This is a genomic window from Micromonospora endophytica (assembly GCF_003236305.1).
In the GTDB taxonomy this organism is placed as follows: Bacteria; Actinomycetota; Actinomycetes; order Mycobacteriales; family Micromonosporaceae; genus Micromonospora; species Micromonospora endophytica.
In genome coordinates, this window is sequence record NZ_POTX01000002.1 from 24,357 (window position 1) to 46,088 (window position 21,732).

The following is a 21,732-nucleotide window of genomic DNA, read 5'->3' on the forward strand; positions in this document are numbered from 1 at the left end:
TACCGCTTACCGACCAGTAGCCGCGCTCCACAGATCAACACTTGCCCGACCAGGCCGGTTCACGTTCGCTGTCTGCACACCAAGGGTGTGATCGACCGCACATCCGTCGGGCAGGACCGCCGACGGATGTGCAGCTCGAACCGCGGCACCACCACCACGACCACCTGGTCGTCGTGTCGCAGCCCCTCGCCGGATCTACCGATTTCGCACCGACCAGGAGGCTTCAGACATGACCGAAGTTACCCCGGATAACGAAGCGCGTGGGGGCGCACCGCCACCGTCGTCACCACCGCCGGCGTCGCCGCCGGACAACGGCTGGCGCAAGGAGTACTGGAGCCGGAACCTGCGGCTCATGGTGATCCTGCTGGCCATCTGGTTCATCGTCTCGTTCGGCTTCGGCGTCCTGCTCGTCGAACCGTTGAACAACATCGTCATCGCCGGCTTCCCGCTCGGCTTCTGGTTCGCCCAGCAGGGGTCGATCTACGTCTTCGTGATCCTGATCCTGGTGTACGCCAAGATGATGGACCGCCTGGACAGCCAGTTCGGTGTCGACGAGCCGGAGACTGAGGGGGCGGCCAAGTGACCGACATCCAGCTCTGGACCCTGATCTTCATCGGTGCGTCCTTCGCCGTCTACCTCTACATCGCCTGGCGCAGCCGGGTGAAGGAGACCGCCGGCTTCTACGTGGCCGGCCAGGGCATCCCCACCATCGCCAACGGCGCCGCCGTGGCCGCCGACTGGATGTCCGCGGCGTCGTTCATCTCGATGGCGGGCCTGATCGCCTTCCTCGGCTCGGACGGCTCCATCTACCTGATGGGTTGGACCGGCGGCTATGTGCTGCTGGCCCTGCTGATCGCGCCGTACCTGCGCAAGTGGGGCAAGTTCACGGTGCCCGAGTTCGTCGGTGACCGGTACTCGGAGATGGTCCGCACCATCGCCGCCGTCGCCGCGATCATCATCTCCTTCACCTACGTGGTCGGGCAGATGCGTGGAGGCGGCATCGTCTTCAGCCGCTTCCTGGGCCTGGACGTCACCGGCGGCGTCATCGTCGCCGCGGTGATCATCGGCCTGTACGCGGTGCTCGGCGGCATGAAGGGCATCACCTGGACCCAGGTCGCCCAGTACACGGTGTTGATCGTCGCCTACCTGATCCCCGCGGTGGCGGTGGCTCAGCAGATGACCGGCATCCCGATCCCGCAGGTGTCGTTCGGGCAGATCCTCGACGAACTCAACGCGATAAGCGCCCAGATGGGGCTGGCCCAGTTCACCGACGCGTTCGCGGCCCGACCGCAGATCGACGTCTTCCTGGTCACCATGTCGCTGATGATCGGCACCGCCGGTCTGCCGCACGTGATCGTCCGGTTCTACACCACGAAGAGCGTGCGGGGCGCCCGCTACTCGGCGTTCTGGGCGCTGTTCTTCATCGCCCTGCTCTACACCACCGCCCCGGCGGTGGGCGCCTTCACCAAGCTCAACCTGCTCCAGGGGGTCAACGGCGTCTCGGCCGACGCGCTGCCCGCCTGGGTCAACAACTGGGCGGCCACCGGTCTGGTCACCGTCGGCGACGGGGTGACGACCATCAGTTCGGTGAGCAACAGCCCGGCCTCCGGCGCCGACCTGGTCGTCAACAACGACATCCTGGTGCTGGCCAGTCCCGAGATCGCCGGCCTGCCGGCGCCGATCGTGGGTCTGGTGGCCGCCGGCGGCCTGGCCGCCGCGATGTCCACCGCGGCCGGTCTGCTGCTGGTCATCTCGTCGTCCTTCTCGCACGACCTGTACTTCCGCCGGGTCAAGCGGGACTCGACCGACGCGCAGCGGCTGCTCGCCGGCCGGATCGCGATGGGCCTGGCGGTACTGATCGCGATCTACGCCGGCATCAACCCGCCCGCGTTCGTGGCCCAGGTGGTGGCGTTCGCCTTCGGACTGGCTGCGGCGAGCTTCTTCCCGGTCATCGTGCTCGGCATCTTCTGGAAGAGATGCAACGCGACGGGCGCGGCGGCCGGCATGATCACCGGCATGCTCTTCACCGCCAGCTACATGATCTACACGCTGCCGGTGTTCGGCACCGAGGCCAACCCGCACATCCTCGACATCAGCCCGGAGGGCATCGGCACCATCGGCGCCATCGTCAACTTCGTCGTCACGATCGTGGTGTCGAAGATGACGGCACCGCCGCCGGCCGAGATCTCCGAGATGGTGGAGAACATCCGCTACCCGTCCGAGCGGCGCGCCGTGACGGCCGGCAACACCCCGGCCTGAGCCGAACCGTCCACACCACCACCGGTCGCCGGTCCCACCATCGACGTTGGGGCCGGCGATCCGGCTCGCCCGTCAGTGTTCCCGATGGGCGCAGACCTGATCGGTCGCTAGGCGAAGATCCTCGCTGGGCTCCGTCACCACGCTGCGCGGGTCATTGAGCGCGTCGGCATGCCACATCAGCACGGGAATGGTGTGGTTCGCCAGCGCCCTACGGTGATCAGGGACGCACCGCGGGCGTCACTCGCGCAGCAGCGGCAGCAACTGGTCGCCCTGCCGCCTTATCTCGGGCAGGTACGGCGTGTCGGAGAGCACGAAGTGGGTGACGCCGAGACTCTGATATCTGCGCAGGGACTTCGCCACGTCCTGGGCGGAACCGACCAGCCAGGTGGTGCCCGCACCACCACCGCCGAACCGGCCCGGCGTGGTGTAGAGGTTGTCGTCGAGCACCTCACCCCGGGCGGCGAGGTCGAGCAGCCGTTGCTGACCGACGGCGGCATGCCGGTTCGGGTCGCGCGCCAGGATGCCAGTGCCCTTCGCCATCTGCGCGACCTTCGCCTCGGCGTCAGCCCAGGCCTGTTCGGTGGTGTCCCGCACCAGGGTGGTGATGCGCAGCCCGAACTCCAGCGGCGGGTGCTCCCGACCGAGTCGCTCGCTGAGCTGCCGCAGCCGGTCGATCCGCTCGGCGACACCGTCGAGCGGTTCACCCCAGAACAACTGCACGTCGGCCTCGGTGGCCGCGACCTGCTCGGCCGCTGCCGAGGCACCGCCGAAATAGAGCCGGGGATGCCGGCGGCCGGCCCGGACGACGGGCCGGGGCACCACCGTGGAATCGGTGACGCGGAAGTGCTCGCCGTGGTGCGTCACCCGTTCCTCGGTCCACAGTCGGCGGACGATCCGGATGAACTCCCGGGTGCGCGCGTAGCGATGCGCCTGGTCACCTTCTTCGTCGCCGTACGCGGCCAGGTTGTCCTTGCCGGACACGATGTTGACCAGCACCCGCCCCCCGGTCAGGTGGTCCAGAGTGGCGGCGGCCGAGGCGAAGTTGGCCGGCCGCCAGTAGCCGGGACGGATCGCGATCAGCGGCTGGAACGTGGTCGTCCGGGCGGCCAACGCGGCGGCGACGGTGAAGGTGTCCGGCCGCCCCCAGCCGGTGCCGAGCAGCGCTCCGCCCCAACCGTGGTCCTCCAGGGCCTTGGCCTGAGCGCTGAGCGTCTCCAGGCTGTTGTGCTTGTCGATGACGTCGTCGCCCCGGTGGCCGGGTTGCACCTGGTTGGGGATGTACCAGAGGAGTTCGAGAGTCATGTCAGTTCTTCCTGTGCGGGAACGGCGCGGGTGAGGTGGGCGAGTTGGGCCTCGCGTACGGTCGACGACTGTCCCTGGAGCAGGAAGAACAGCGCTGACCGGGCATGTAGTTGGGCGGTGTCGTCGGCGCCGAGGCCGTGCCCGGAGCGGGCCACGAGCAGAGCCCGGGTGAGGGTGCCGAGCGCCTCCAAGGTGACGACCTTGAGGGCGAGGCGCTGGTCGAGCCGGTACGAGGCGTCGGCGGCGGCGGTTGCCTCGTCGGTGAGGCCGTAGGCGTCCGCGCGCCACTGCGCGATCCGTGGCGCCCAGGTCGCGGCCAACTGCCGCGCCAGCGGGTCCGGCGCTTCGTCCAGTTCCCGCAGTACGGTCTGCGCCAGCCCGAAGTGGTACGGCCGGGCATCGCTGGCGATGGCGAGGTCGGTATGTCGCCACTGCGCGATCGGCTGGGTGCCCAGGACGTACTCCGTAGGCACGACGACCTGATCCAGCCGTACCCGTTGGGTGCGGCTGCCACTGACGGCGGCCAGGCGCAGCGGCGTGGCCCGGATGCCGTCGCCGACCGGCACCAGCGCGGTCACCACCGTGCCGGTGGCCGCCTCCACCCCGGCGACCGTGAGCACCTCGTTGAGCCCCCAGCCGCTGACCCAGGAGATCGTGCCGTCGAAGACCCAGCCAGCCGCTGTGGGTGTGGCCGAGACGTAGCGGTCCGGGAAGCGCCGTACGTCGCTGATGCCAGCGCCGACGAACAGTTCGCCCCGCAGCAGCTTCTCGGCCAGCGCAGTGGGTGGCTGCCCGCTGGCGAGACCGGCCGCGACCCGGCTGACTATCGGCGCATGCTGCGCCCAGACCAGCCAGGTGTTGACGCACGCTCCGGCGAGCAGTTCGTGCAGTCGCCGGTCGGCGGCGCGGTCGAGCCCGGCGCCGCCGTAGCTGACGGGTGCCAGATGGTTCAGCGCACCCAGTTCGGCGAGGCGGCCGATGGTCGCCTCGGGTACCTCGGTCCGGTCGGTCGCCAGCGCGGTGGGTCGCAACTCCTGCTCGGCATATCGCTGGAACCGGGCGACGAAGGGATGCCGGTCAGCCGCTGTCACGGCCTCGGCCGCGCCGGTCCGCGCCGCGCTTGCTGTCATGGTGCTCCTCGTTCCGACCCGTGATGGGTCCGCTTCGTCCGCTCGATCACCGGATGGCGCTCGACCTATGGCCGAGATCACGGTTATTTCCTATCGAGCCTATAGGTATTATAGGGCTTATGGCTGGGACGCACCTCTACTCCCGGCGCGAGATCGACTTCGCGCTCTTCGCCAGCGCGCTCTGTCTGCGCTGAGCGACCGCTACACCGCCGCCCTCCCCTGGCGGCCCACCCGCCGTTGCGGGCGACGTCGTCGTCGCCACCGGCTCCTACCGCTCGCCCACTCACTGCCGCCGTCCGGCACGCCTCGCCCCACCTGGGACGACGCGCCGGGTCGGCGGCGTACGCGCATTCCCCCCACCGGCAGCCGGGCTGCCGCAGCCCCCCTTGACCATGAAAGAAGCCGATGTCTGACCTTCGAAGTTCCATCGAGAACGCCACACCGGGCCGCCGCATCTGGCCCTGGATCGCTGGACTCGCCGTACTGGTGCTCATCGCCGGGATCGGATTCGCCGCCACTCGCGGCAGCGACTCCGCCGACCAGGCCGCCGGCGACGGCGACCCGGTGCGCGGCGGCACCCTGGAGTTCGCGCTCATCGACTACCAGCGCAGCCCGGACCCGCACTGGGGCACCAACTACGCCGAATCGTTGATCGGCAACAACGTCACCGACAAGCTGACCTGGCAGGACCCGGACACCGGTGAGATCACCCCGTGGCTCGCGGAGTCCTGGGAGTACAACGCCGACCTGACCGAGTTCACCTTCCGGCTGCGCAAGGACGTCACCTTCAGCGACGGCAGTCCGTTCAACGCCGCGGTGGTCAAGGCCAACTTCGATCAGTACGTGCGCGGCGACGAGAAGCTCGGCATCAACCCCAACGGCGCCGTTCTGCTGCCCGGCTACCTGGAGACCCAGACGCCGGACGGGTACACCGCGGTGGTGCGCTTCGCCAAGCCGCTGGCCAGCTTCCTACAGGCGTCCGCGTTCACCGCCAACGCCCAACCCGGCTTCCTGTCGCTCGCCACGCTGAAGCTCAGCGCCGAGGAACGGACCGACCCGACGAAGATCATCGGCACCGGCCCCTTCGTCTACGAGTCGTGGGAGGAGCAGGTCAAGACGGTCCTCGTCAAGCGCAAGGACTACCGCTGGTCACCACCGGCGATCGGCCACGACGGCGAGGCGTACCTGGACCGGATCGTCTTCAACACCATCCCCGAGGCCAGCGTCCGCACCGGCTCCCTGGCCTCCGGCGCCATCGACGCCACCCTCGACGTCGGCACCACCGACGAGGCGCCCCTGACCGCCCAGGGCTTCAAGATCATTCATCGCGGGGTCTCCGGCACCGCCATCTTCTTCAACCTCAACTCCCAACTGTTCCCGACCAACGGCATCGCGGTACGCAAGGCGATCCAGCTCGGCTGGAACCGCGAGGCCGTCAAGCAGACGGTGCTCACCGACTCGTACTCCGTCGCGACGTCGGTGCTCGCCCCCTCGGTGCCCGGTTACGCCGACTACAGCGGCTCGGTGCTGCGCTACGACGCGGCGGCGGCCAGCCGGCTGCTCGACGAGGCCGGCTGGACGCCGGGGCCGGACGGCATCCGGGTCAAGGACGGCAAGAAGCTGGTAGTCAAGCTGCTCGGCATCAGCAACCTGGTGGTGAACAAGCCGGCCTACGAGTCGGTCCAGCAGGACCTGAAGAAGATCGGCATCGACCTGCAACTCACCGTCGTACCCATCCCCGACTACGCGGCCCACGCGGGCAACGCGAAGGCCGAATGGCACATCACCGCCGCCAACCGGTCCCGCAACGACCCGGCCGTGCTCAATCTGCAGTACAGCCCGCTGCTCGGCAACGGCGCGTACGTCACCGAGGACTCCACCGGGGTGGACGTCGCCGAGGTCACGGAAACCCTGGGCAAGCTCGAACTCACCCTCGACCCGGCCCAGCGCAACCAGTACGCCAAGGCCGCCCAGGACCTCCTGCTGGAGAAGTACGCCCTGGTCAACCCGATCTACAACCCGTCGCAGGTGATCGCGCACGCGGACTACGTGCACGGAATCATCTTCGACGCCCAGTCCCGCAACCACTTCGTCGATGCCTGGAAGAGCAACGGCAAGTGACGGTCGGTGGTCGCCGGGAGCTTCCCGTTCCCGGCGACCACCCCGACGCCCTGGGAAGGAAGATCGTGCTCCGCTACATCGCGCTGAAGGTCGGCCGGGCCCTGTTCGTGGTCTGGGCCGCGTTCACGTTGACCTTCGTTCTGCTGTTCGTGCTGCCGGCGAACCCGGTGGATCTGCTCTTCGACCCAGCCGAGATCAACACCGTGCCGCCCGAGGTCCGCGAGCAGGTGGCGGCGAACTACGGCTTCAACAAACCGGTCTCGTTGCAGTACCTCGACCGGCTCGGCCACGCCCTCGTCGGTGACTTCGGCAACTCGGTGCAGTCCGGCCGGCCGGTGACGACCGCGATCCTCGGCGTGCTGCCGAGCACCCTGGTACTGGCTGCCGGCGCGCTGGTGCTGGCCCTGCTCATCGCCTTCGTGATCGCGCTCGTCGCCACCGCGACCCGGCACACCTGGGTACGCAACCTGGTCGAGGCGCTGCCCTCGGCGGCGGTGTCGGTGCCGGTCTTCCTCTCCGGGATCCTGATCCTGCAGGTCTTCTCGTTCCGGCTGGGCTGGTTTCCGGCCTTCGGCGACGACGGCCTCGCAAGTCTCGTGCTGCCGCTGATCACATTGGCGATCCCGGTGGCGGGACCGATCGCCCAGTTGCTCGTCCGCAGCTTCGGCACCGAGTTCCACTCCGGCTACGTCACGACGAGTTGGGCCAAGGGTGCCACCCGTGGCCGGATCATCATCGGCGACGTCTTCCGCAACGCCAGCCTGCCGGCGCTCACCATCGCCGGCATCACCTTCGGCAACCTGATCGCCGGCTCCGTCATCACCGAAACCGTCTTCGCCCGCCGAGGCATCGGCCGGATGACGCAGAACGCGATAAACACCCTGGACGTCCCGCTGGTCCAGGGAATCGTCGTGCTGGTGGCGGTCAGCTTCGCGTTGATCAACCTGATCGTCGACCTGATCTATCCACTGCTGGACCCGCGGCTGCGGGCCACACTCGCCGCGCCCGGCGCCCCGGCGGCGTGAGGAGACCGCGATGACCACCGAACTGGACACGCTCGCCCCGCCACGCCCGTCGGCCACGATCCGGAGCGCGACGGCAACCGGCCGGCGGGTCACCGCCCGCGCGGCGCTGCGGAGAGTCGGAGAACTCGCCCAGCAACCGACCCTCGTGATCGCCTGGGCGATCGTACTGGTGGTGATCGGCTGGGCGATCGCGCCGTCGTTGTTCACCTCGTACGGCCCGTACGACGGCGACCCCGCCGCGAGCTTCGCCCCGCCCAGCGCCGAACACTGGTTCGGCACCGACCGACTGGGCCGGGACCTCTTCGCCCGCAGCGTCTACGGTGCCCGCACCACCCTGACCGCGACGCTGCTGGCCATCCTGATCGCCTTCGGGGTCGGCACGCTGATCGGTCTGATCGCCGGCTTCGCCAAGGGCACCGTGGACACCGCGATCATGCGGGTGATCGACGTCTTCCTGGCCATCCCCGGCCTGCTGCTGGCCATGGTGGTGGTGTCGGTGCTCGGCTACTCCACGCACAACATCGCGCTGGCCGTCGGCATCTCCTCGATCGCCTCGTTCGCCCGGGTGATGCGGGCCGAGGTGTTCACCGTGCTGACCCAGGACTACGTCAAGGCGGCCTACGGTCTCGGGGTCAGCCGGCTGGGGGTGCTGGCCCGGCACGTCGTACCCAACTCGCTCAGCTCGGTGATCGCGCTGGCCGCCCTCGAGGTCGGTGCGGCGGTACTCGCCGTGGCCTCGCTCGGCTTCCTCGGCTACGGCGCGCCACCTCCACAACCGGAGTGGGGCCTGCTGGTCGCCGAGGGCCGGGACTACGTCGCGGTCCACCCGTGGACCTCCATCCTGCCCGGTGCGGCACTCGCCGTCGTCGTCATCGCCGCGCACCGCATCAGCACCTCGTTCCGGAAGGGCCAGCGCCGATGACCGAGACCGCGCCCGACGACAGCACCGCAGCGGCTGATCCGCTGCTGCGGATCAGCGACATCACCATCGAGTACCGGACCGGCCGCCGCCGGTGGACCCCCGCGGTGCGGGGCGTCAGCCTGCACGTCGAGCCGGGCGAGTTCGTCTCGCTGGTCGGCGAGTCCGGCTCGGGCAAGACCACCCTGGTGCAGGGCGCGCTGGGCCTGCTGCCGGCGGCGGCCCGGATCCGGGCCGGCACGATCGCGTACTCCGGGGTCGACGTCACCGGCTGGAACGACAGGCGGTTGGCGCTGGTCCGCGGCAACTACGTCGGTTTCATTCCGCAGGACCCGAACACCGCGCTCAACCCGGTCAAGAAGATCGGTCAACAGGTGATCGAAGCGGTCCGGTTCAACCAACCCCGCTCGAACAAGGCGGCACAGTATCGCGAGGCGGCGCTGAGCAGTCTGCGCACCGCCGGGCTGACCGACCCCGAGCGGGTGTTCCAGCAGTACCCGCACGAACTCAGCGGCGGCATGAAACAACGGGCGCTCATCGCGATCGCGCTCGCCGGCCAACCGAAAATCATCATCGCTGACGAGCCCACCAGCGCCCTCGACGTCACCGTGCAGAAGGTCATCCTCGACCACCTGATCCGGTTGCAGGACGACCTCGGCATCGGCATCCTGCTGGTCACCCACGACCTCGGGGTGGCGTTGGATCGCTCCGACCGGCTCCTGGTCATGCGCGACGGCGAGGTCGTCGAGCAGGGCCCGGTACGCCAGGTGCTCACCCAACCGGCGAACGACTACACCCGTCGGCTGCTCGACGCCGCCCCGGCCCGGCACCACGGCCGCCTCGAACCAGCCACAGGCGTACGCACGGTGGCCGCCGACGCGCCGGTGGCGCTGCGGGCCCACGCCCTGACCAAGACCTACCAGTTGCGGGGTCGGCGCCCACACCGTGAGCTGCGCGCCCTGGACGCCGCCGACCTGCTCGTCCGCGCCGGCACCACACATGCCATCGTCGGCGAGTCCGGGGCGGGAAAATCCACCCTGGCCAGCATTCTGGTCGGCTTCACCACCGCCGACCACGGCACCGTCCAGGTCGGTGACCGGGAGTTGACCAGCCTGCGGCACACCCAACTGCGGGAGCTGCGCCGCGACCTGCAGTTCGTGTTCCAGAACCCGTTCACCTCGCTCGACCCCCGGTTCCCGGTCAGCCGGATCATCGCCGAGCCGCTGCACGCCTTCCGGCTGCTGCCGGGCAAGCAGCAACGGCGGGCCCGGGTGGTCGAGCTGCTCAGGTCGGTGGCGCTGGACGAGAGCTACCTGGACCGGCTGCCCAGCCAGCTCTCCGGGGGGCAGCGGCAGCGGGTCGCCATCGCGCGGGCGCTCGCCCTCAACCCCCGGATCCTGGTGCTCGACGAGGCGGTCAGCGCGCTCGACGTGTCGGTGCAGGCACAGATCCTGCAACTGCTCGTCGACCTGCAGGCCGAACTCGGGCTCAGCTACGTGTTCGTCACCCACGACCTCGGTGTGGTCCGGCTCATCGCCGATGACGTCACGGTGATGCAGGACGGCGTCGTGGTCGAGACCGGCGAGGTCGAGCAGGTGTTCCACGCCCCACAGCACGCGTACACCCGGCAGCTGCTGGCGGCGATGCCGGGCACCCGGCTCGCCGCCGACGCCCGTTAAGGAGTGAGGCCATGTCCCGTCAGCTGCACCTGAACGTCAACATCCTCAACGCGGGGGTTTTCGGTGGCTCGTGGCGCTTCCCGGGCACCGACGCCACCGCCAGCTACACCATCGCGCACTACACCTCGATCGCCAAGAAGGCCGAGCAGGCCAAGCTGGACGCCGTCTTCCTGGCCGACGGCCCCGCCCTCGACCCGAGCATCGCGCACCGTACCGGCAACAACCTGGAACCCAGCACCGTGTTGGCGCGCATCGCCGCGCAGACCGAACGGATCGGCCTGATCGCGACGCTGTCCTCGTCGTACAACGATCCGGTCGAGGTGGCCCGCCGGCTCGGCGACCTCGACCACGTCAGCGGTGGCCGGTTCGGCTGGAACGTGGTGACCACCGCCGGCTCGGTGGCGGCGCGCAACTTCGGCCGCGCCAGCGAGCCGGAGCACGCCCAGCGGTACCGACGCGCCGCCGAGTTCGCCACCCACGTGGTGGCAAGTTGGGCGGCCCGGACCGACCTCGTCTCACCGCAGGGCCGACCGGTGGTGGTCCAGGCCGGCGGCTCCCGGGACGGCCGCCGGCTGGCCGCCCAGGTCGGCGAGGTCATCTTCTCCGCCGACCAGGATCTTGCGCACGCCCGGGCGTTCCGCGCCGAGATCCGCGCCGGTGCCGCCGAGTTCGGCCGGCGACCCGAGGAGGTGGTGATCCTGCCCGGGATCTCCACGGTGGTGGGCAGCACCGAGGCCGAGGCCCGGGCCCGTCGGGCACTGCTCGACGACCTGCTGCCCGACGCGTACGCCCGCGCCCGGCTCGCCGGCCAGCTCGGCTTCTCCCTCGACGGGCTCTCCGACGACGAGCCGATCCCGGCCGAGCTGCTGGTGGAACCCGACGCGGCCGGTGGCTCGCAGACCTTCTTCCGGATCGTCAAGACGATCATCGACACCGAGAATCCGACGCTCGGTCAGCTGCTGAAGAAGCTCTCCGGAGGTGCCGGTCACCGCATCGTCGTCGGCACCCCGGAGCAGATCGCCGACGACATCGAGACCTGGTTCCGGGCCGGCGCGGCGGACGGCTTCAACGTGATGCCCGATGTCCTGCCGTCGGGCTTCGACGACTTCGCCGACCACGTCGTGCCCGAGCTGCAGCGGCGCGGCCTGTTCCGGACCGAGTACGACGGGCGGACCCTGCGCGAGCACCTCGGGCTGCCCCTGCCATCCGCACATCTGGAGGTCACTGCTTCATGAGTACCGCTGTTCAACTCGCGCTCGGGGTCGGCGTGCCCGATCCACACCGGTCCGACGGTCCGACGGTGGTGTCCCTCGCCGCGGCCCGCACCATCGCGGCAGTGGCCGAGCAGGTCGGGCTCGCGGCGATCCGACTCGTCGACGGCGGACCGTCCGGGCGTACCCTCGACCCGACGGTGGTCGCCGGCTACCTCGCCGGTGTGCACGGCGGCGTCGGATACGTCACCGAGATCCCGACCACCCGGCATGCGCCCTACAACGTCGCCCGCCGGGTGCTCTCCCTCGACCGGGCCACCGCCGGCCGCGTCGGCATCGCGTTGCAGGCGGGCCAGGGCGACGAGGTGAGCGCGGTGACCGCGCCGGTTCCCGACGCGACCGACCCGACCCGACGGTGGACCGAGTACGCCCGGGTGCTGACCCGGCTGTGGGAATCGTTCCCACAATCCGCGCTGATCGGCGACCAGCAGGCCGGGGTCGTCGTCGACACGGCACGCGTCACGCCGATCAACCACGAGGGCGTGTTCTACCGGGTCGCCGGCCCGTTGGACGGCCCGTCGTCCCGGCAGGGACGTCCGGTCATCGTCGCCGACCTCGGCGCCCTCGACGCGACGGCGGTCGCCGAATCCGTAGACGTCGTCGTGGTGGACCGGTCGTCCGCCGCCGACGCGGACGCCACGGTGACCGAGGCTCTGGGCCGCGTCGGCCGGTCCCGCCACGACGTCGCGCTGCTCGGCCGCGCCGACCTCGCCGGGTACACCCCGGCAACCGCCGGCACCTACGGCGACGAACTGCGCGACTGGGCCGCCGAGCATCGGCTCGACGGCGTCGAACTGGTCGCCAAGGGCGGCAGCGACGCGATAGTCACCGCGCTGCGCACGGTGGTGCCGCGGCTGACCGATCCGGCCAGCACGCCGGCCACGCTGCGCGCCGCGCTGGGCCTGTCCGAGGTCGCGGCGGTACTGGCATGAGCGCCGTCGCCGCCGCCGTCGAGTACACAGTGGCCGGGATCCGGGCCGGCAGCGCGCCGATCCTGGCCCGGCTGGCCGCCACTGCCGCCCGCCGCGAACAGGGCCGCGACTACGCCTTCGACGACGTGCGGGCCCTGGCCGAGCAGCGGATCACGCTGACCGGGATAGCCACCGCCGACGGCGGCGCGGGCGGCGCGGTGCGGGACGTGGCCGATCTGATCATCGCCATCGCCCGCGCCGACTCCAACGTCGCCCAGGCGCTGCGGGGCAGCTTCCTCACCGCCAATCAGGTAGCCACCCGCGCCGACCTGCCGAACCGGGCCACGACCCTGCGCCGACTGCGCAACGGCGACCTCTTCGCCGGCACCGGCAACGAACGCACCGGCGGGGCCAGTGGATCGGTGCACACCACCATCCGGCCCGACGGCGACGGGCACGTGATCAACGGCGAGAAGTACTACTCGACCGGCGGTCTCTACGCCTCCTGGTTCTCCGGCTCGGCAAAGGACGCCGAGGGCAAGGTGTACGGGTTCACCGTGCCGGTGGACCGTCCGGGCGTGCAGCGCCTCGACGACTTCGACGCGGTCGGCCAGCGCCTCACCGCCAGCGGCACCACCCGGCTGGTGAACGTACGGGTCTCCGCCGACGAGGTGGTGCTCCGCGACACCACTCGGCTGGACAACCCGTGGCTGGGTTCCTTCGCCCAGCTGTACCTGGCCGCGATCGAGGCGGGCATCGCCGCCGCCGCACTCGACGACGCGGTGCGGTTCGTCCGCGAGCGAGCGCGGCCGATCAAACACAGCACAGCGACCAACAGCAGCGACGACCCGTACGTGCGGCAGACCGTCGGCGAGATCGCCGCCCGGGCCCAGGCCGCCCGATCGGTGGTGTTGTTCGCCGCCGAGGCCCTGGACGGCCTGTCCGCCGTACGTGGTCCGGCGGCGCGGGCCGCGGGCGCCGAGGTGGCGGTGACCGTGGCGCAGAGCGGGGTGGTCGCCATCGAGTCGGCGTTGCGCGCCGCCGAGTTGCTCTTCGACGTCGCGGGCGGGTCGATCACCGGCCGCCAGTTCGGTCTCGACCGGCACTGGCGCAACGCCCGCACGGTCGCCAATCACAACCCACGGCAATGGAAGGCGGCCGTGTCCGGCGCGTACCACCTGGTCGGCGAGGAGCCGCCGACCACAGGTCTGTTCTGAGCAGCGAAGGGAAAACCATGACCATCAAGGTGAACCGTGTCCTGGGACGCAGCGGCGTGCCGGTCAGTCCGTTGGCGCTGGGCGCGATGAACTTCGGCCGGTGGCAGGAGGAGGCGGAGAGCATCCGGATCATCCAGGCCGCGCTCGACGCCGGCATCACCGTCGTCGACACCGCCGACGTGTACGCCCAGGGCACCTCGGAGGAGATCGTCGGCAGGGCGTTGCAGGGACGCCGCGACGATGTCTTCCTGGCCACCAAGTTCCACGGCCAGATCGGCGACAATCCGCAGCACGCGGGGAACTCGCGCCGCTGGATCGTGCGCGCCGTGGAGGACAGCCTGCGCCGGCTCGGCACCGACTATCTGGACCTGTATCAGGCGCACCGGCCGGATCCCCACACCGACCTGCTGGAGACGTTGCAGACCCTCACCGACCTGATCCGACAGGGCAAGATCCGCTACTACGGCACCTCGGTGTTCCCCGCCCATCAGCTTGTCGAGGCGCAATGGCTGGCCGACAAGCACGGCCTCATCGCACCGCACACCGAGCAGCTGCCGTACTCCCTACTCGTGCGCAGCGCCGAGCGGGAGGTCTTCCCGGTCACCCGCAAGTACGGCGTCGGGGTGCTCAGCTACGGCCCGCTGGCCGCCGGCTGGTTGTCCGGCGGCTACCGGGTCGGTGGCGAGCAGCCGCAGTCGGCCCGCGCCGACCACATCCCCGGTCGGTTCGACATCGGCCTGCCCCGCAACCAGCGCAAGTTGGCGGCCGCGGACGCCCTGGCGCAACTGGCCGAGGCCAACGGCCTGACGCTTATCGACCTGGCGTTGGCGTTCGCGCTGAACCATCCGGCGGTCAGCACCGTCATCGTCGGCCCGCGGACCCTCGATCACCTCGACAGCTACCTCAAGGCCGCCACTGTCGAACTCGACGGGCAGATCCTCGACCGGATCGACGAGATCGTCGAACCGGGTACGCATTTCATCGAACGCGACACCGGCCGGGACACCCCGTCCCTGGCCCCGACCGCGCTACGGCGCAACCAGGGAGCGACCGCATGAGCTATGGCACCTTCGAACAGACGTACGCGGCGGCCGAGGACCGCTACCAGCAGGTGGCGTACCGCCGCACCGGCAACTCCGGTCTCGACCTGCCCGCGTTCTCCTTCGGGCTGTGGCAGAAGTTCGGCACCGACCACCCGTTCGACACCCAACGCGAGATCGTGTTGCGCGCCTTCGACCTGGGCATCACCCACTTCGACAACGCCGACCGGTACGGCCCGCCGCACCGCGCCGCGCAACAGTTCTTCGGCAAGGTGCTCAAGCGGGACCTGGCTCCGTACCGGGACGAGTTGATCCTGTCCACCAAGGCCGGCAACCCGATTGGTCCCAGCCCGTACCTCAGGGGCGGCTCCCGCAAGTCGCTGCTCACCTCGCTGGAGCACAGCCTGCGCGACCTCGGCACCGACCGCGTCGACATCTTCTACAGCCACAGCCCCGATCTGAGCACTCCGCTGGAGGAGACGGTCGGTGCGCTGGTCAGCGCCGTGCAGCAGGGCAAGGCGCTCTACGTCGGCATCTCCAACTATCCGACGGAACGGGCGCAGGAGGTCGTCGCGCTGTTGCGCCAGGCCGGCGTCCCGCTGCTGCTGCACCAGCCGCGATACTCGATCTTCGATCGGCGTCCCGAACAGAACGGTCTGCTCAAGCTGGCCGCCGAGGAGGGCTTCGGGCTGGTCGTCTACTCGCCACTGGCCCAGGGTCTGCTCACCGACAAGTACCTCACCGGCATCCCGGAGGGTGCCCGGGCCAGCAACAGCGCCTTCCTGAAGCCCGACGTCATCGACGACACCTACCGGCAGCGGGCTGCCGCGCTCAACCGGATCGCCGAGGAGCGGGGCCAGTCACTGGCCCAGTTGGCGTTGCAGTGGGTGCTGCGGCAGCCGCAGGTCACCTCGGCGCTGCTCGGCGCCAGCTCGACCTGGCAGTTGGAGCACAACATCCGGGCGCTGGACTTCCCGCCGCTGACCGAGCAGGAACTGGCGCTGATCGACGAGCACGGCGTACACGGGACGGGACTGAAGCTCTGAGATGGCCGGCTTCCACCTCAACGTGTCCCTGATGACCCCCGGTCATTTCCGGCACGCCTGGCGACTACCGCACGTCGACCCGCTGGCCTATCTGGACATCGATCACTTCCGGCGGTTGGCCCGGATCGCCGAGGACGCGAAGATCGACGCGGTCTTCCTGGGCGACGGGCCGGCGCTGGGCGCAGAGGTCGGCCAGGCACCCGGCACCGGACTCGATCCGCTCGTCCTGCTCGGCCACCTGGCGGCCGTCACCACCCACCTCGGCGTGGTGATCACCTGCTCGACGACATACAACTCGCCCTACAACCTGGCCCGCCGCTTCCAGGCGCTCGACCACGTCACACGGGGTCGGGCAGCCGTCAACATCGTCACCACCGGCACGCCGGCCGCCGCCGCCAACTTCGGCCTGACCGCACACCCCGACAAGCAGACCCGCTACCGCCGGGCGTACGAGTTCCTGGACGTGGTCACCCGGCTCTGGGACGCCTGGGAACCCGAGGCGGTGGTCGCCGACAAGGCCAGCGGCCGCTACGCCGACCCGAGCCGCATCCATCGGCTCGACCATGTCGGTGAGTTCTTCTCGGTGGCCGGACCGCTGCCGGTGCCGGCCGGTCCGCAGGGCCGGCCAGTCATCGTCCAGGCCGGTGGCTCCCCCGGTGGGCTGGCGCTGGCCGGTGCCTTCGCCGACGTCGTGTTCACCGTGGCGCAGACCCAGGCCACCGCTGTCGCGTTCCGTGACGAGGTGCGTCGGCACGCGGTGGCGGCCGGGCGGCAACCCGACGACGTGCAGGTCTCCCTCGGCGTGGTGGTGCTGGTGGCGGCGACCGAGGAGGAGGCCCGACGCCGGGAACGGGAACTCTACGACACCCTCCCGGTCGAGCAGTTGACCGTCGGCCTCACCCGCAACCTGGGGCTACCCGATGGCGTGTTCGGCCCGGACGACCCGATCACCGTCGACGACCTGCCCGACCTGATTCCCGGCGACGCGTTCTCCACCGGGTTCAGCACCGCCGTCCGGGCGCTGATCGCGGCCGGTCCGCGTACCCCGCGCGAGCTGATCCAGCGGGGTGCCGGCGGGGCCGGGCACCGGCTGCTGGTGGGCACGCCAGAGCAGGTCGCCGACGACCTGGAGTCGTGGTACGCGGCCGGCACCGCCGACGGCTTCACCGTGATGCCGGCGGACACCGCCGTCGATCTGGAGAACTTCGCCCGGTTGGTGGTGCCGATCCTGCAACGGCGGGGCCTGTTCCAGCGCGAGTACCACCATCCCACGCTGCGGGGTCGGCTCGGCCTGCTCGGGCCCCGCCCGACGTCCCCGCGCCCGGGGATCGACGGCACCGGGGAGCTGTTCTCCGCCGCCGCGCGCTACGGCGATCCGTCGGTGGCGCTCGGCGTGGCCACCGACGTCATCCGGCTGCAACTGGCGCACCGCTCGGTCCGCAGGTTCGGCCCTCGCGACGTCACCGACGACGAGCTGACCGCGCTGATCGCGGCGGCGCAGTCGGCTGCCACCTCCTCCAATCTTCAGCCGTGGAGCGTGGTGGCGGTACGCGACCCGGACCGCCGGGCACGTCTCTCGGCACTCGCCGGTGGCCAGGAGTTCATCGCCCAGGCCCCGCTGTTCCTGGTCTGGATCGCCGACCTCGGTCGGGCCCGCCGGCTGGCCGACCACGCCGGGACGCCGCTGGCTGCCACGGACTACCTGGAGAGCACCCTCATCGGTTTCGTCGACACCGCGCTGGCGGCGCAGAACGCCGTGCTGGCGGCGGAGTCACTCGGTCTGGGCACCGTCTTCGTCGGGGCGATCCGCAACCATCCTGAACGGGTCGCCGCCGAGCTGGGCCTGCCCCGTCACGCGGTGGCCACGTTCGGGCTGGCCATCGGCGCGCCGGACCCCTCCGAACCGGCCGGCGTCAAACCACGGCTGCCCCTCGACGCGGTCCTGCACCGGGAACGCTACGACGTCGACGCCGCCGACGCGCACCACGCGACGTACGACGAGCGGCTGGGCGCATACCAGAGCCGGTACGGGCTGTCGGGCACGTGGACCGAGCGGGTGCTCGCCCGACTCAGCGGACCGGAGTCCATGGCCGGACGACACCGCCTCCGGGAGGCGCTGGAAGGCTTGGGACTACCGTCCCGCTGACGCTGCCGGGGCCGACCTGATCCGGGCCGCACAGCGGGCCAGGCGTTGAGTGCCAGCTCCGCGGTCCCGGTCAGTTCGGCCACCGTGGCCCCGTCCCGGGCGGCGGCGGTGGCCGCCCCGGGACGGGTCGGGATGTCACGGTGCGGCGGCGGAGTCGGTAAGCAGCGGCGCCGGGTCGGGGGTGCGGTAGGCGCTGAACATGGTGTGCTGCCGTAACGCGAAACCGAGTGACAGGTACAGCCGGATGGCCCGGGTGTTGGCGGCCGACGTGTGCAGGAACGGCGTCTCCCCCCGGGCCACGATGCCGGCGGCCACCGCCCGCACCAGCCGGGACGCCAACCCCATCCCCCGGTACGCCGGATCGGTGCAGACCGCACTGATCTCCGTCCAGCCCTTCGGGTGCAGGCGTTCACCGGCCATCGCCACCAACTTGCCGCCGATCCGGATCCCCAGGTAGGTACCGAGTTCGATGGTTCGCGTCTTGAACGGTCCCGGCTCGGTACGGGCCACCAGGTCCAGCATCTCCGGCACGTTGCCCGCACGCAGCCGCACCGCCTCCTGGTCGGGCGCGGCGCGCAGGTTGGTGGCAACCATCTGCACACCCGGAATCTGCGCCACCGTGTCCCACCCGGCCGGCGGGGTGCTGATCACTCCGGCCACCACGACCTCGGTCCCCGGGCCGATCAGCGCGGCGAGGTCGGCCCAGGCCCGTTCGTCGTAGTCGGCGGCCAGGGTGGCGAAGGGTGCGACGTCCGGGTGGTAGCGAGCCGCCTGGCCGTTGACCTCGGCCAGGTGGGCGTGTGGGCCGGTCAACGCCGCCCACACCGGGCTGTCCAGAATGTGCGTCACAGTGCCCCCATGTTCAGGATCGCGGGAGACCCGGCGGGTTGACCTCGGAGGTCGGGATGGCCTCGTCGCCAAGCCCCCACCGGTTCAACACCTCCTGATATTTACCGTTCTTGATTACCACGTTCAGCGCCTCACTGAGCGCCGGCACCAGGTTGTTGCCCTTCTGGGTCATCGCGGCGATCTGGGCCGGCACCTCGCCGCCGCCCGGCACCACCCCAACGATCTTGGTCTCGCCGCTGACGGTGGCGTGGTAGACCAACGCCGGGTTGGGCCCGAAGTACGCGTCGATCCGCCCGGAACGCAACGCCAACTGGTACTCCGTCGGACGCTGGCAATAGACGATCTTCGCCTCCGCCAGGCCGGCGGCCTTGTTCTGCTTGTTCCAGTTGAGCAGCACCTGCTCCTGGTTGGTGCCGGAGCCGACGGAGACGGTGAGCCCGGCGATGTCCGCCGGCTTCTCGATCTTCTCGATCTTGCCGTCCTTCTTCACCTCCCAGCCGAGCGAGTCCACCCGGTACGAGGCGAAGTCGTAGATGTCCTTGCGCTCCTCGGTGACGGTGATGTTGGAGAACCCGACCTCGTTCTGCCCGGAGCGGATGACCAGGAAGAGGTTCTCCCAGGAGGTGGGGTTCAGCTCCAGTTCCAGGCCGAGCACGTCGGCGACCAACTGGGCGATGTCCGGTTCGACGCCGATCAGGGTGCGGTCGTCGTCGGCGCGGAACGCCAGCGGCGGGGCACCCTCACCGCTGACACCGACCGCGAGTTTGCCGTCGGCGCGGATCGGCTCGGGCACCTTGGCGGCGATCTCGTCGACCTTGTCAGCCCGGATCCGCTGCTGGTCCGGACTGGTGTTGATCACCTGGCTGCCGGTTCCGGCGGAGGGGTCGGCGACCACCTCCCGTTCGGCGTCCGGCGTACCGCAGGCGGCCAACGCCAACACACCGGCCAGGGTGAACACGACAGCATGGTGCCATCGAGGCATGAAGACTCCTTAACTCAGAGGACTTTTGCGAGGAAAGCGCGAGTGCGTTCGTGCTGCGGGTCGTCCAGGACCTGGCCGGGTGGGCCCTGCTCGACGATCCGGCCGTCGTCCATGAAGACCACGGTGTCGGCGGCCTCGCGGGCGAAGCCGACCTCGTGCGTGACAACGATCATGGTGGTGCCGCCCCGGGCAAGGTCCCGCATGACGTCGAGGACCTCGCCCACCAGCTCCGGATCCAGGGCCGAGGTCGGCTCGTCGAAGAGCACCACCTTCGGTTCCAACGCGAGCGCCCGGGCGATGGCGACGCGCTGCTGCTGGCCGCCGGAGAGCTGGCGCGGATAGCTGCGCGACTTCTCGGCCAGGCCGACCCGGTCCAGCAGGCGGACAGCCTGCTCGGTGACCTCGCGTCGCGGCCGGCCCTGCGCCGACACCGGCGCCTCCACGACGTTCTCCAGCACGGTCAGATGCGGGAACAGGTTGAAGTTCTGGAAGACGAAACCGATGTGCGTACGCTGCCGCAGCACCTCGCGTTCCTTGAGCTCGCGTAGCCGCCCGCCGACCTGCCGGTAGCCGACGAGTTCACCGTCGATGCGGACGTACCCCCGGTTCACCTTCTCCAGGTGGTTGATGCTGCGCAGCAGCGTCGACTTGCCCGAGCCCGACGGGCCGAGGATGACCACCACCTGGCCGGCCAGCACCGTCAGGTCGATCCCGCGCAGCACCTCCAGCGGACCGAAACTCTTGTGGATGCCGCGCAGTTCCACCATCGGCCGGCTCATCGGGGGGCCTCCTGGTCGAGCGCGGCGGCGAGCCGGGCATGGTCCTCGCGTCGCTGGCGGCGGGCCTCGGCGAGGGTGGTCAGCGCCCGGCGGATGCGCTGCCAGGGCGTCGGTGCCAGGACACGCACGGCACCACGGGCGTAGTAGCGCTCCACGTAGTACTGGACGATGGAGAGCACGGTGGTCAGGGCCAGATACCAGATCGCCGCCACCAGCAGCAGGGCGATCACCCGCCCGTTGCGGGCGTAGATGATCTGGACCTGGTAGAACAGCTCCGGGATGGCCATGATGTAGACCACCGAGGTGCCCTTGACCAGGCCGATGATCTCGTTGCCGGCGGTCGGGATGATGGTGCGCATCGCCTGCGGCAGCAGAATGCGCCGGATCTGGCGGCGGCGCGGAATGCCCAGCGCGGTCGCCGCCTCCAGTTGCCCCTGGTCGACGGAGAGGAATCCGGAGCGCACGATCTCCGCGCAGTACGCCGCCTGGTGCAACGCCAGGCCCAGCGCCGCCGCGGTCAGCGGCCCGATCAGATCCTGGGTGCCGATGTCGAAGAACGCCGGCCCGAACGGGATGCCGAACGAGATCCGGTCGTAGAGCAGGGCGAGGTTGAACCAGAAGAGCAGCTGCAGGATCAGCGGCACCGAGCGGAACAGCCAGACGTAGCCCCAGGAGACCGCCTGCAGCAGTGGGCTGCGGGACAGCCGCATCAGCGCGAGCACCGTGCCGAGCGCGAAGCCGAGCACGATACCCAGCACGGTCAGTTGCAGGGTCACCCCGACCGCGCGCAGCACCGTCTCGTAGAAGAGGTACTGGCTGACCACGTGCCATTCCCAGGCCGGGTTGGTGATCAACGCGTTCAGCGCCATCGCCAGCAGCACCGCGACCACCGCGCTGGCCGCCCACCGCCACGGATGCCGGGCCGGCACCACCGTGAGCGACCGCAGTTCATCCTGGGCGGGACGCGTCCCACTGGCCGGCGCGTCAGAGACCGCCGTCATTCCCGACTCTCCACATTGCCTAGTATCCCTATAGGAAATACAGGAAGCAAGGGAA

At 70.0% G+C, this 21,732-nt stretch carries 18 protein-coding genes; 12 read left to right on the forward strand and 6 right to left on the reverse strand.

Annotation, left to right across the window (positions count from 1 at the left end; translation table 11 throughout):
- Positions 1 to 229 precede the first annotated feature (229 nt).
- Positions 230 to 583, forward strand: a complete 354-nt coding sequence (locus C1I93_RS00625; protein WP_111241205.1) for a DUF4212 domain-containing protein — start codon at positions 230 to 232, stop codon at positions 581 to 583.
- Entirely contained in the window at positions 580 to 2,259 is a 1,680-nt protein-coding gene (locus tag C1I93_RS00630; protein WP_111241206.1) for a sodium:solute symporter family protein, read from the forward strand. Before C1I93_RS00625 ends, C1I93_RS00630 begins: the two co-directional genes overlap by 4 nt.
- A gap of 237 nt (positions 2,260 to 2,496) precedes the next feature.
- Here C1I93_RS00630 and C1I93_RS00635 read toward each other — a convergent pair whose 3' ends face one another.
- Both C1I93_RS00635 and C1I93_RS00640 read right to left on the reverse strand, forming a co-directional pair.
- The gene (locus tag C1I93_RS00635) at positions 2,497 to 3,561 is read right to left on the reverse strand and encodes an LLM class flavin-dependent oxidoreductase (protein WP_111241207.1); all 1,065 of its coding nucleotides are present in this window, start codon (positions 3,559 to 3,561) and stop codon (positions 2,497 to 2,499) included.
- Complete coding sequence (locus C1I93_RS00640) at positions 3,558 to 4,691, reverse strand: acyl-CoA dehydrogenase family protein (protein ID WP_111241208.1); 1,134 nt, start codon at positions 4,689 to 4,691, stop codon at positions 3,558 to 3,560. The genes C1I93_RS00635 and C1I93_RS00640 overlap by 4 nt, the downstream gene beginning before the upstream one ends.
- Before the next feature lie 405 nt (positions 4,692 to 5,096).
- On the opposite strand from C1I93_RS00640, the gene C1I93_RS00645 reads away from it, so the two are divergent.
- From C1I93_RS00645 to C1I93_RS32170, 10 genes are read left to right on the forward strand one after another with little or no spacing between them, the layout of a single operon-like run.
- Entirely contained in the window at positions 5,097 to 6,812 is a 1,716-nt protein-coding gene (locus C1I93_RS00645; protein ID WP_111241209.1) for an ABC transporter substrate-binding protein, read from the forward strand.
- Positions 6,809 to 7,837 (forward strand): ABC transporter permease, encoded by a 1,029-nt coding sequence (locus tag C1I93_RS00650; RefSeq protein ID WP_212808459.1) that lies wholly within the window; start codon positions 6,809 to 6,811, stop codon positions 7,835 to 7,837. Before C1I93_RS00645 ends, C1I93_RS00650 begins: the two co-directional genes overlap by 4 nt.
- Positions 7,838 to 7,847: 10 nt before the next feature.
- Entirely contained in the window at positions 7,848 to 8,759 is a 912-nt protein-coding gene (locus C1I93_RS00655) for an ABC transporter permease (protein ID WP_111241210.1), read from the forward strand.
- The gene (locus C1I93_RS00660) at positions 8,756 to 10,435 is read left to right on the forward strand and encodes a dipeptide ABC transporter ATP-binding protein (protein WP_111241211.1); all 1,680 of its coding nucleotides are present in this window, start codon (positions 8,756 to 8,758) and stop codon (positions 10,433 to 10,435) included. Before C1I93_RS00655 ends, C1I93_RS00660 begins: the two co-directional genes overlap by 4 nt.
- An 11-nt stretch (positions 10,436 to 10,446) precedes the next feature.
- Positions 10,447 to 11,670, forward strand: a complete 1,224-nt coding sequence (locus C1I93_RS00665) for an LLM class flavin-dependent oxidoreductase (protein ID WP_111241212.1) — start codon at positions 10,447 to 10,449, stop codon at positions 11,668 to 11,670.
- Positions 11,667 to 12,638 carry an LLM class flavin-dependent oxidoreductase gene (locus C1I93_RS00670; protein ID WP_111241213.1) on the forward strand — a complete coding sequence of 324 codons (972 nt, stop codon included), beginning with the start codon at positions 11,667 to 11,669 and terminating at the stop codon, positions 12,636 to 12,638. Before C1I93_RS00665 ends, C1I93_RS00670 begins: the two co-directional genes overlap by 4 nt.
- The gene (locus C1I93_RS00675; protein WP_111241214.1) at positions 12,635 to 13,834 is read left to right on the forward strand and encodes an acyl-CoA dehydrogenase family protein; all 1,200 of its coding nucleotides are present in this window, start codon (positions 12,635 to 12,637) and stop codon (positions 13,832 to 13,834) included. The genes C1I93_RS00670 and C1I93_RS00675 overlap by 4 nt, the downstream gene beginning before the upstream one ends.
- A gap of 17 nt (positions 13,835 to 13,851) precedes the next feature.
- Positions 13,852 to 14,892: an aldo/keto reductase gene (locus C1I93_RS00680; protein WP_111241215.1), complete on the forward strand. Its 1,041-nt coding sequence runs from the start codon at positions 13,852 to 13,854 to the stop codon at positions 14,890 to 14,892.
- On the forward strand, positions 14,889 to 15,920 hold the full coding sequence (locus tag C1I93_RS00685; RefSeq protein WP_111241216.1) for an aldo/keto reductase: 1,032 nt from the start codon (positions 14,889 to 14,891) through the stop codon (positions 15,918 to 15,920). The genes C1I93_RS00680 and C1I93_RS00685 overlap by 4 nt, the downstream gene beginning before the upstream one ends.
- Position 15,921: 1 nt before the next feature.
- A complete protein-coding gene (locus C1I93_RS32170) occupies positions 15,922 to 18,066 on the forward strand; it encodes an NtaA/DmoA family FMN-dependent monooxygenase (protein ID WP_223256295.1) in 2,145 nt (714 codons plus the stop codon).
- A gap of 135 nt (positions 18,067 to 18,201) precedes the next feature.
- Here the strand turns inward: C1I93_RS32170 and C1I93_RS00700 are convergent, their stop codons facing one another.
- Genes C1I93_RS00700 through C1I93_RS00715 form a run of 4 tightly spaced genes read right to left on the reverse strand, consistent with a single transcriptional unit; the run spans position 18,202 to position 21,677 of the window.
- Positions 18,202 to 18,915, reverse strand: coding sequence for a GNAT family N-acetyltransferase (locus tag C1I93_RS00700; protein WP_111241217.1), 714 nt, complete (start codon positions 18,913 to 18,915; stop codon positions 18,202 to 18,204).
- A 13-nt stretch (positions 18,916 to 18,928) separates the two neighbouring features.
- On the reverse strand, positions 18,929 to 19,897 hold the full coding sequence (locus C1I93_RS00705) for an ABC transporter substrate-binding protein (protein WP_111241218.1): 969 nt from the start codon (positions 19,895 to 19,897) through the stop codon (positions 18,929 to 18,931).
- Positions 19,898 to 19,911: 14 nt separating this feature from the next.
- Positions 19,912 to 20,676, reverse strand: coding sequence for an amino acid ABC transporter ATP-binding protein (locus tag C1I93_RS00710; protein ID WP_111241219.1), 765 nt, complete (start codon positions 20,674 to 20,676; stop codon positions 19,912 to 19,914).
- Positions 20,673 to 21,677 carry an amino acid ABC transporter permease gene (locus C1I93_RS00715; RefSeq protein ID WP_111241220.1) on the reverse strand — a complete coding sequence of 335 codons (1,005 nt, stop codon included), beginning with the start codon at positions 21,675 to 21,677 and terminating at the stop codon, positions 20,673 to 20,675. The genes C1I93_RS00710 and C1I93_RS00715 overlap by 4 nt, the downstream gene beginning before the upstream one ends.
- Positions 21,678 to 21,732 lie beyond the last annotated feature (55 nt).

Excerpts from the sequence above, each read along its gene's own strand:
- C1I93_RS00710 (WP_111241219.1), bottom strand. The coding sequence starts at position 20,676 with ATGAGCCGGCCGATGGTGGAACTGCGCGGCATCCACAAGAGTTTCGGT.
- C1I93_RS00660 (WP_111241211.1), top strand. The coding sequence starts at position 8,756 with ATGACCGAGACCGCGCCCGACGACAGCACCGCAGCGGCTGATCCGCTG.
- C1I93_RS32170 (WP_223256295.1), top strand. The coding sequence starts at position 15,922 with ATGGCCGGCTTCCACCTCAACGTGTCCCTGATGACCCCCGGTCATTTC.
- C1I93_RS00680 (WP_111241215.1), top strand. The coding sequence starts at position 13,852 with ATGACCATCAAGGTGAACCGTGTCCTGGGACGCAGCGGCGTGCCGGTC.
- C1I93_RS00675 (WP_111241214.1), top strand. The coding sequence starts at position 12,635 with ATGAGCGCCGTCGCCGCCGCCGTCGAGTACACAGTGGCCGGGATCCGG.
- C1I93_RS00670 (WP_111241213.1), top strand. The coding sequence starts at position 11,667 with ATGAGTACCGCTGTTCAACTCGCGCTCGGGGTCGGCGTGCCCGATCCA.
- C1I93_RS00645 (WP_111241209.1), top strand. The coding sequence starts at position 5,097 with ATGTCTGACCTTCGAAGTTCCATCGAGAACGCCACACCGGGCCGCCGC.
- C1I93_RS00685 (WP_111241216.1), top strand. The coding sequence starts at position 14,889 with ATGAGCTATGGCACCTTCGAACAGACGTACGCGGCGGCCGAGGACCGC.
- C1I93_RS00625 (WP_111241205.1), top strand. The coding sequence starts at position 230 with ATGACCGAAGTTACCCCGGATAACGAAGCGCGTGGGGGCGCACCGCCA.
- C1I93_RS00705 (WP_111241218.1), bottom strand. The coding sequence starts at position 19,897 with ATGCCTCGATGGCACCATGCTGTCGTGTTCACCCTGGCCGGTGTGTTG.
- C1I93_RS00655 (WP_111241210.1), top strand. The coding sequence starts at position 7,848 with ATGACCACCGAACTGGACACGCTCGCCCCGCCACGCCCGTCGGCCACG.
- C1I93_RS00640 (WP_111241208.1), bottom strand. The coding sequence starts at position 4,691 with ATGACAGCAAGCGCGGCGCGGACCGGCGCGGCCGAGGCCGTGACAGCG.
- C1I93_RS00635 (WP_111241207.1), bottom strand. The coding sequence starts at position 3,561 with ATGACTCTCGAACTCCTCTGGTACATCCCCAACCAGGTGCAACCCGGC.
- C1I93_RS00715 (WP_111241220.1), bottom strand. The coding sequence starts at position 21,677 with ATGACGGCGGTCTCTGACGCGCCGGCCAGTGGGACGCGTCCCGCCCAG.
- C1I93_RS00665 (WP_111241212.1), top strand. The coding sequence starts at position 10,447 with ATGTCCCGTCAGCTGCACCTGAACGTCAACATCCTCAACGCGGGGGTT.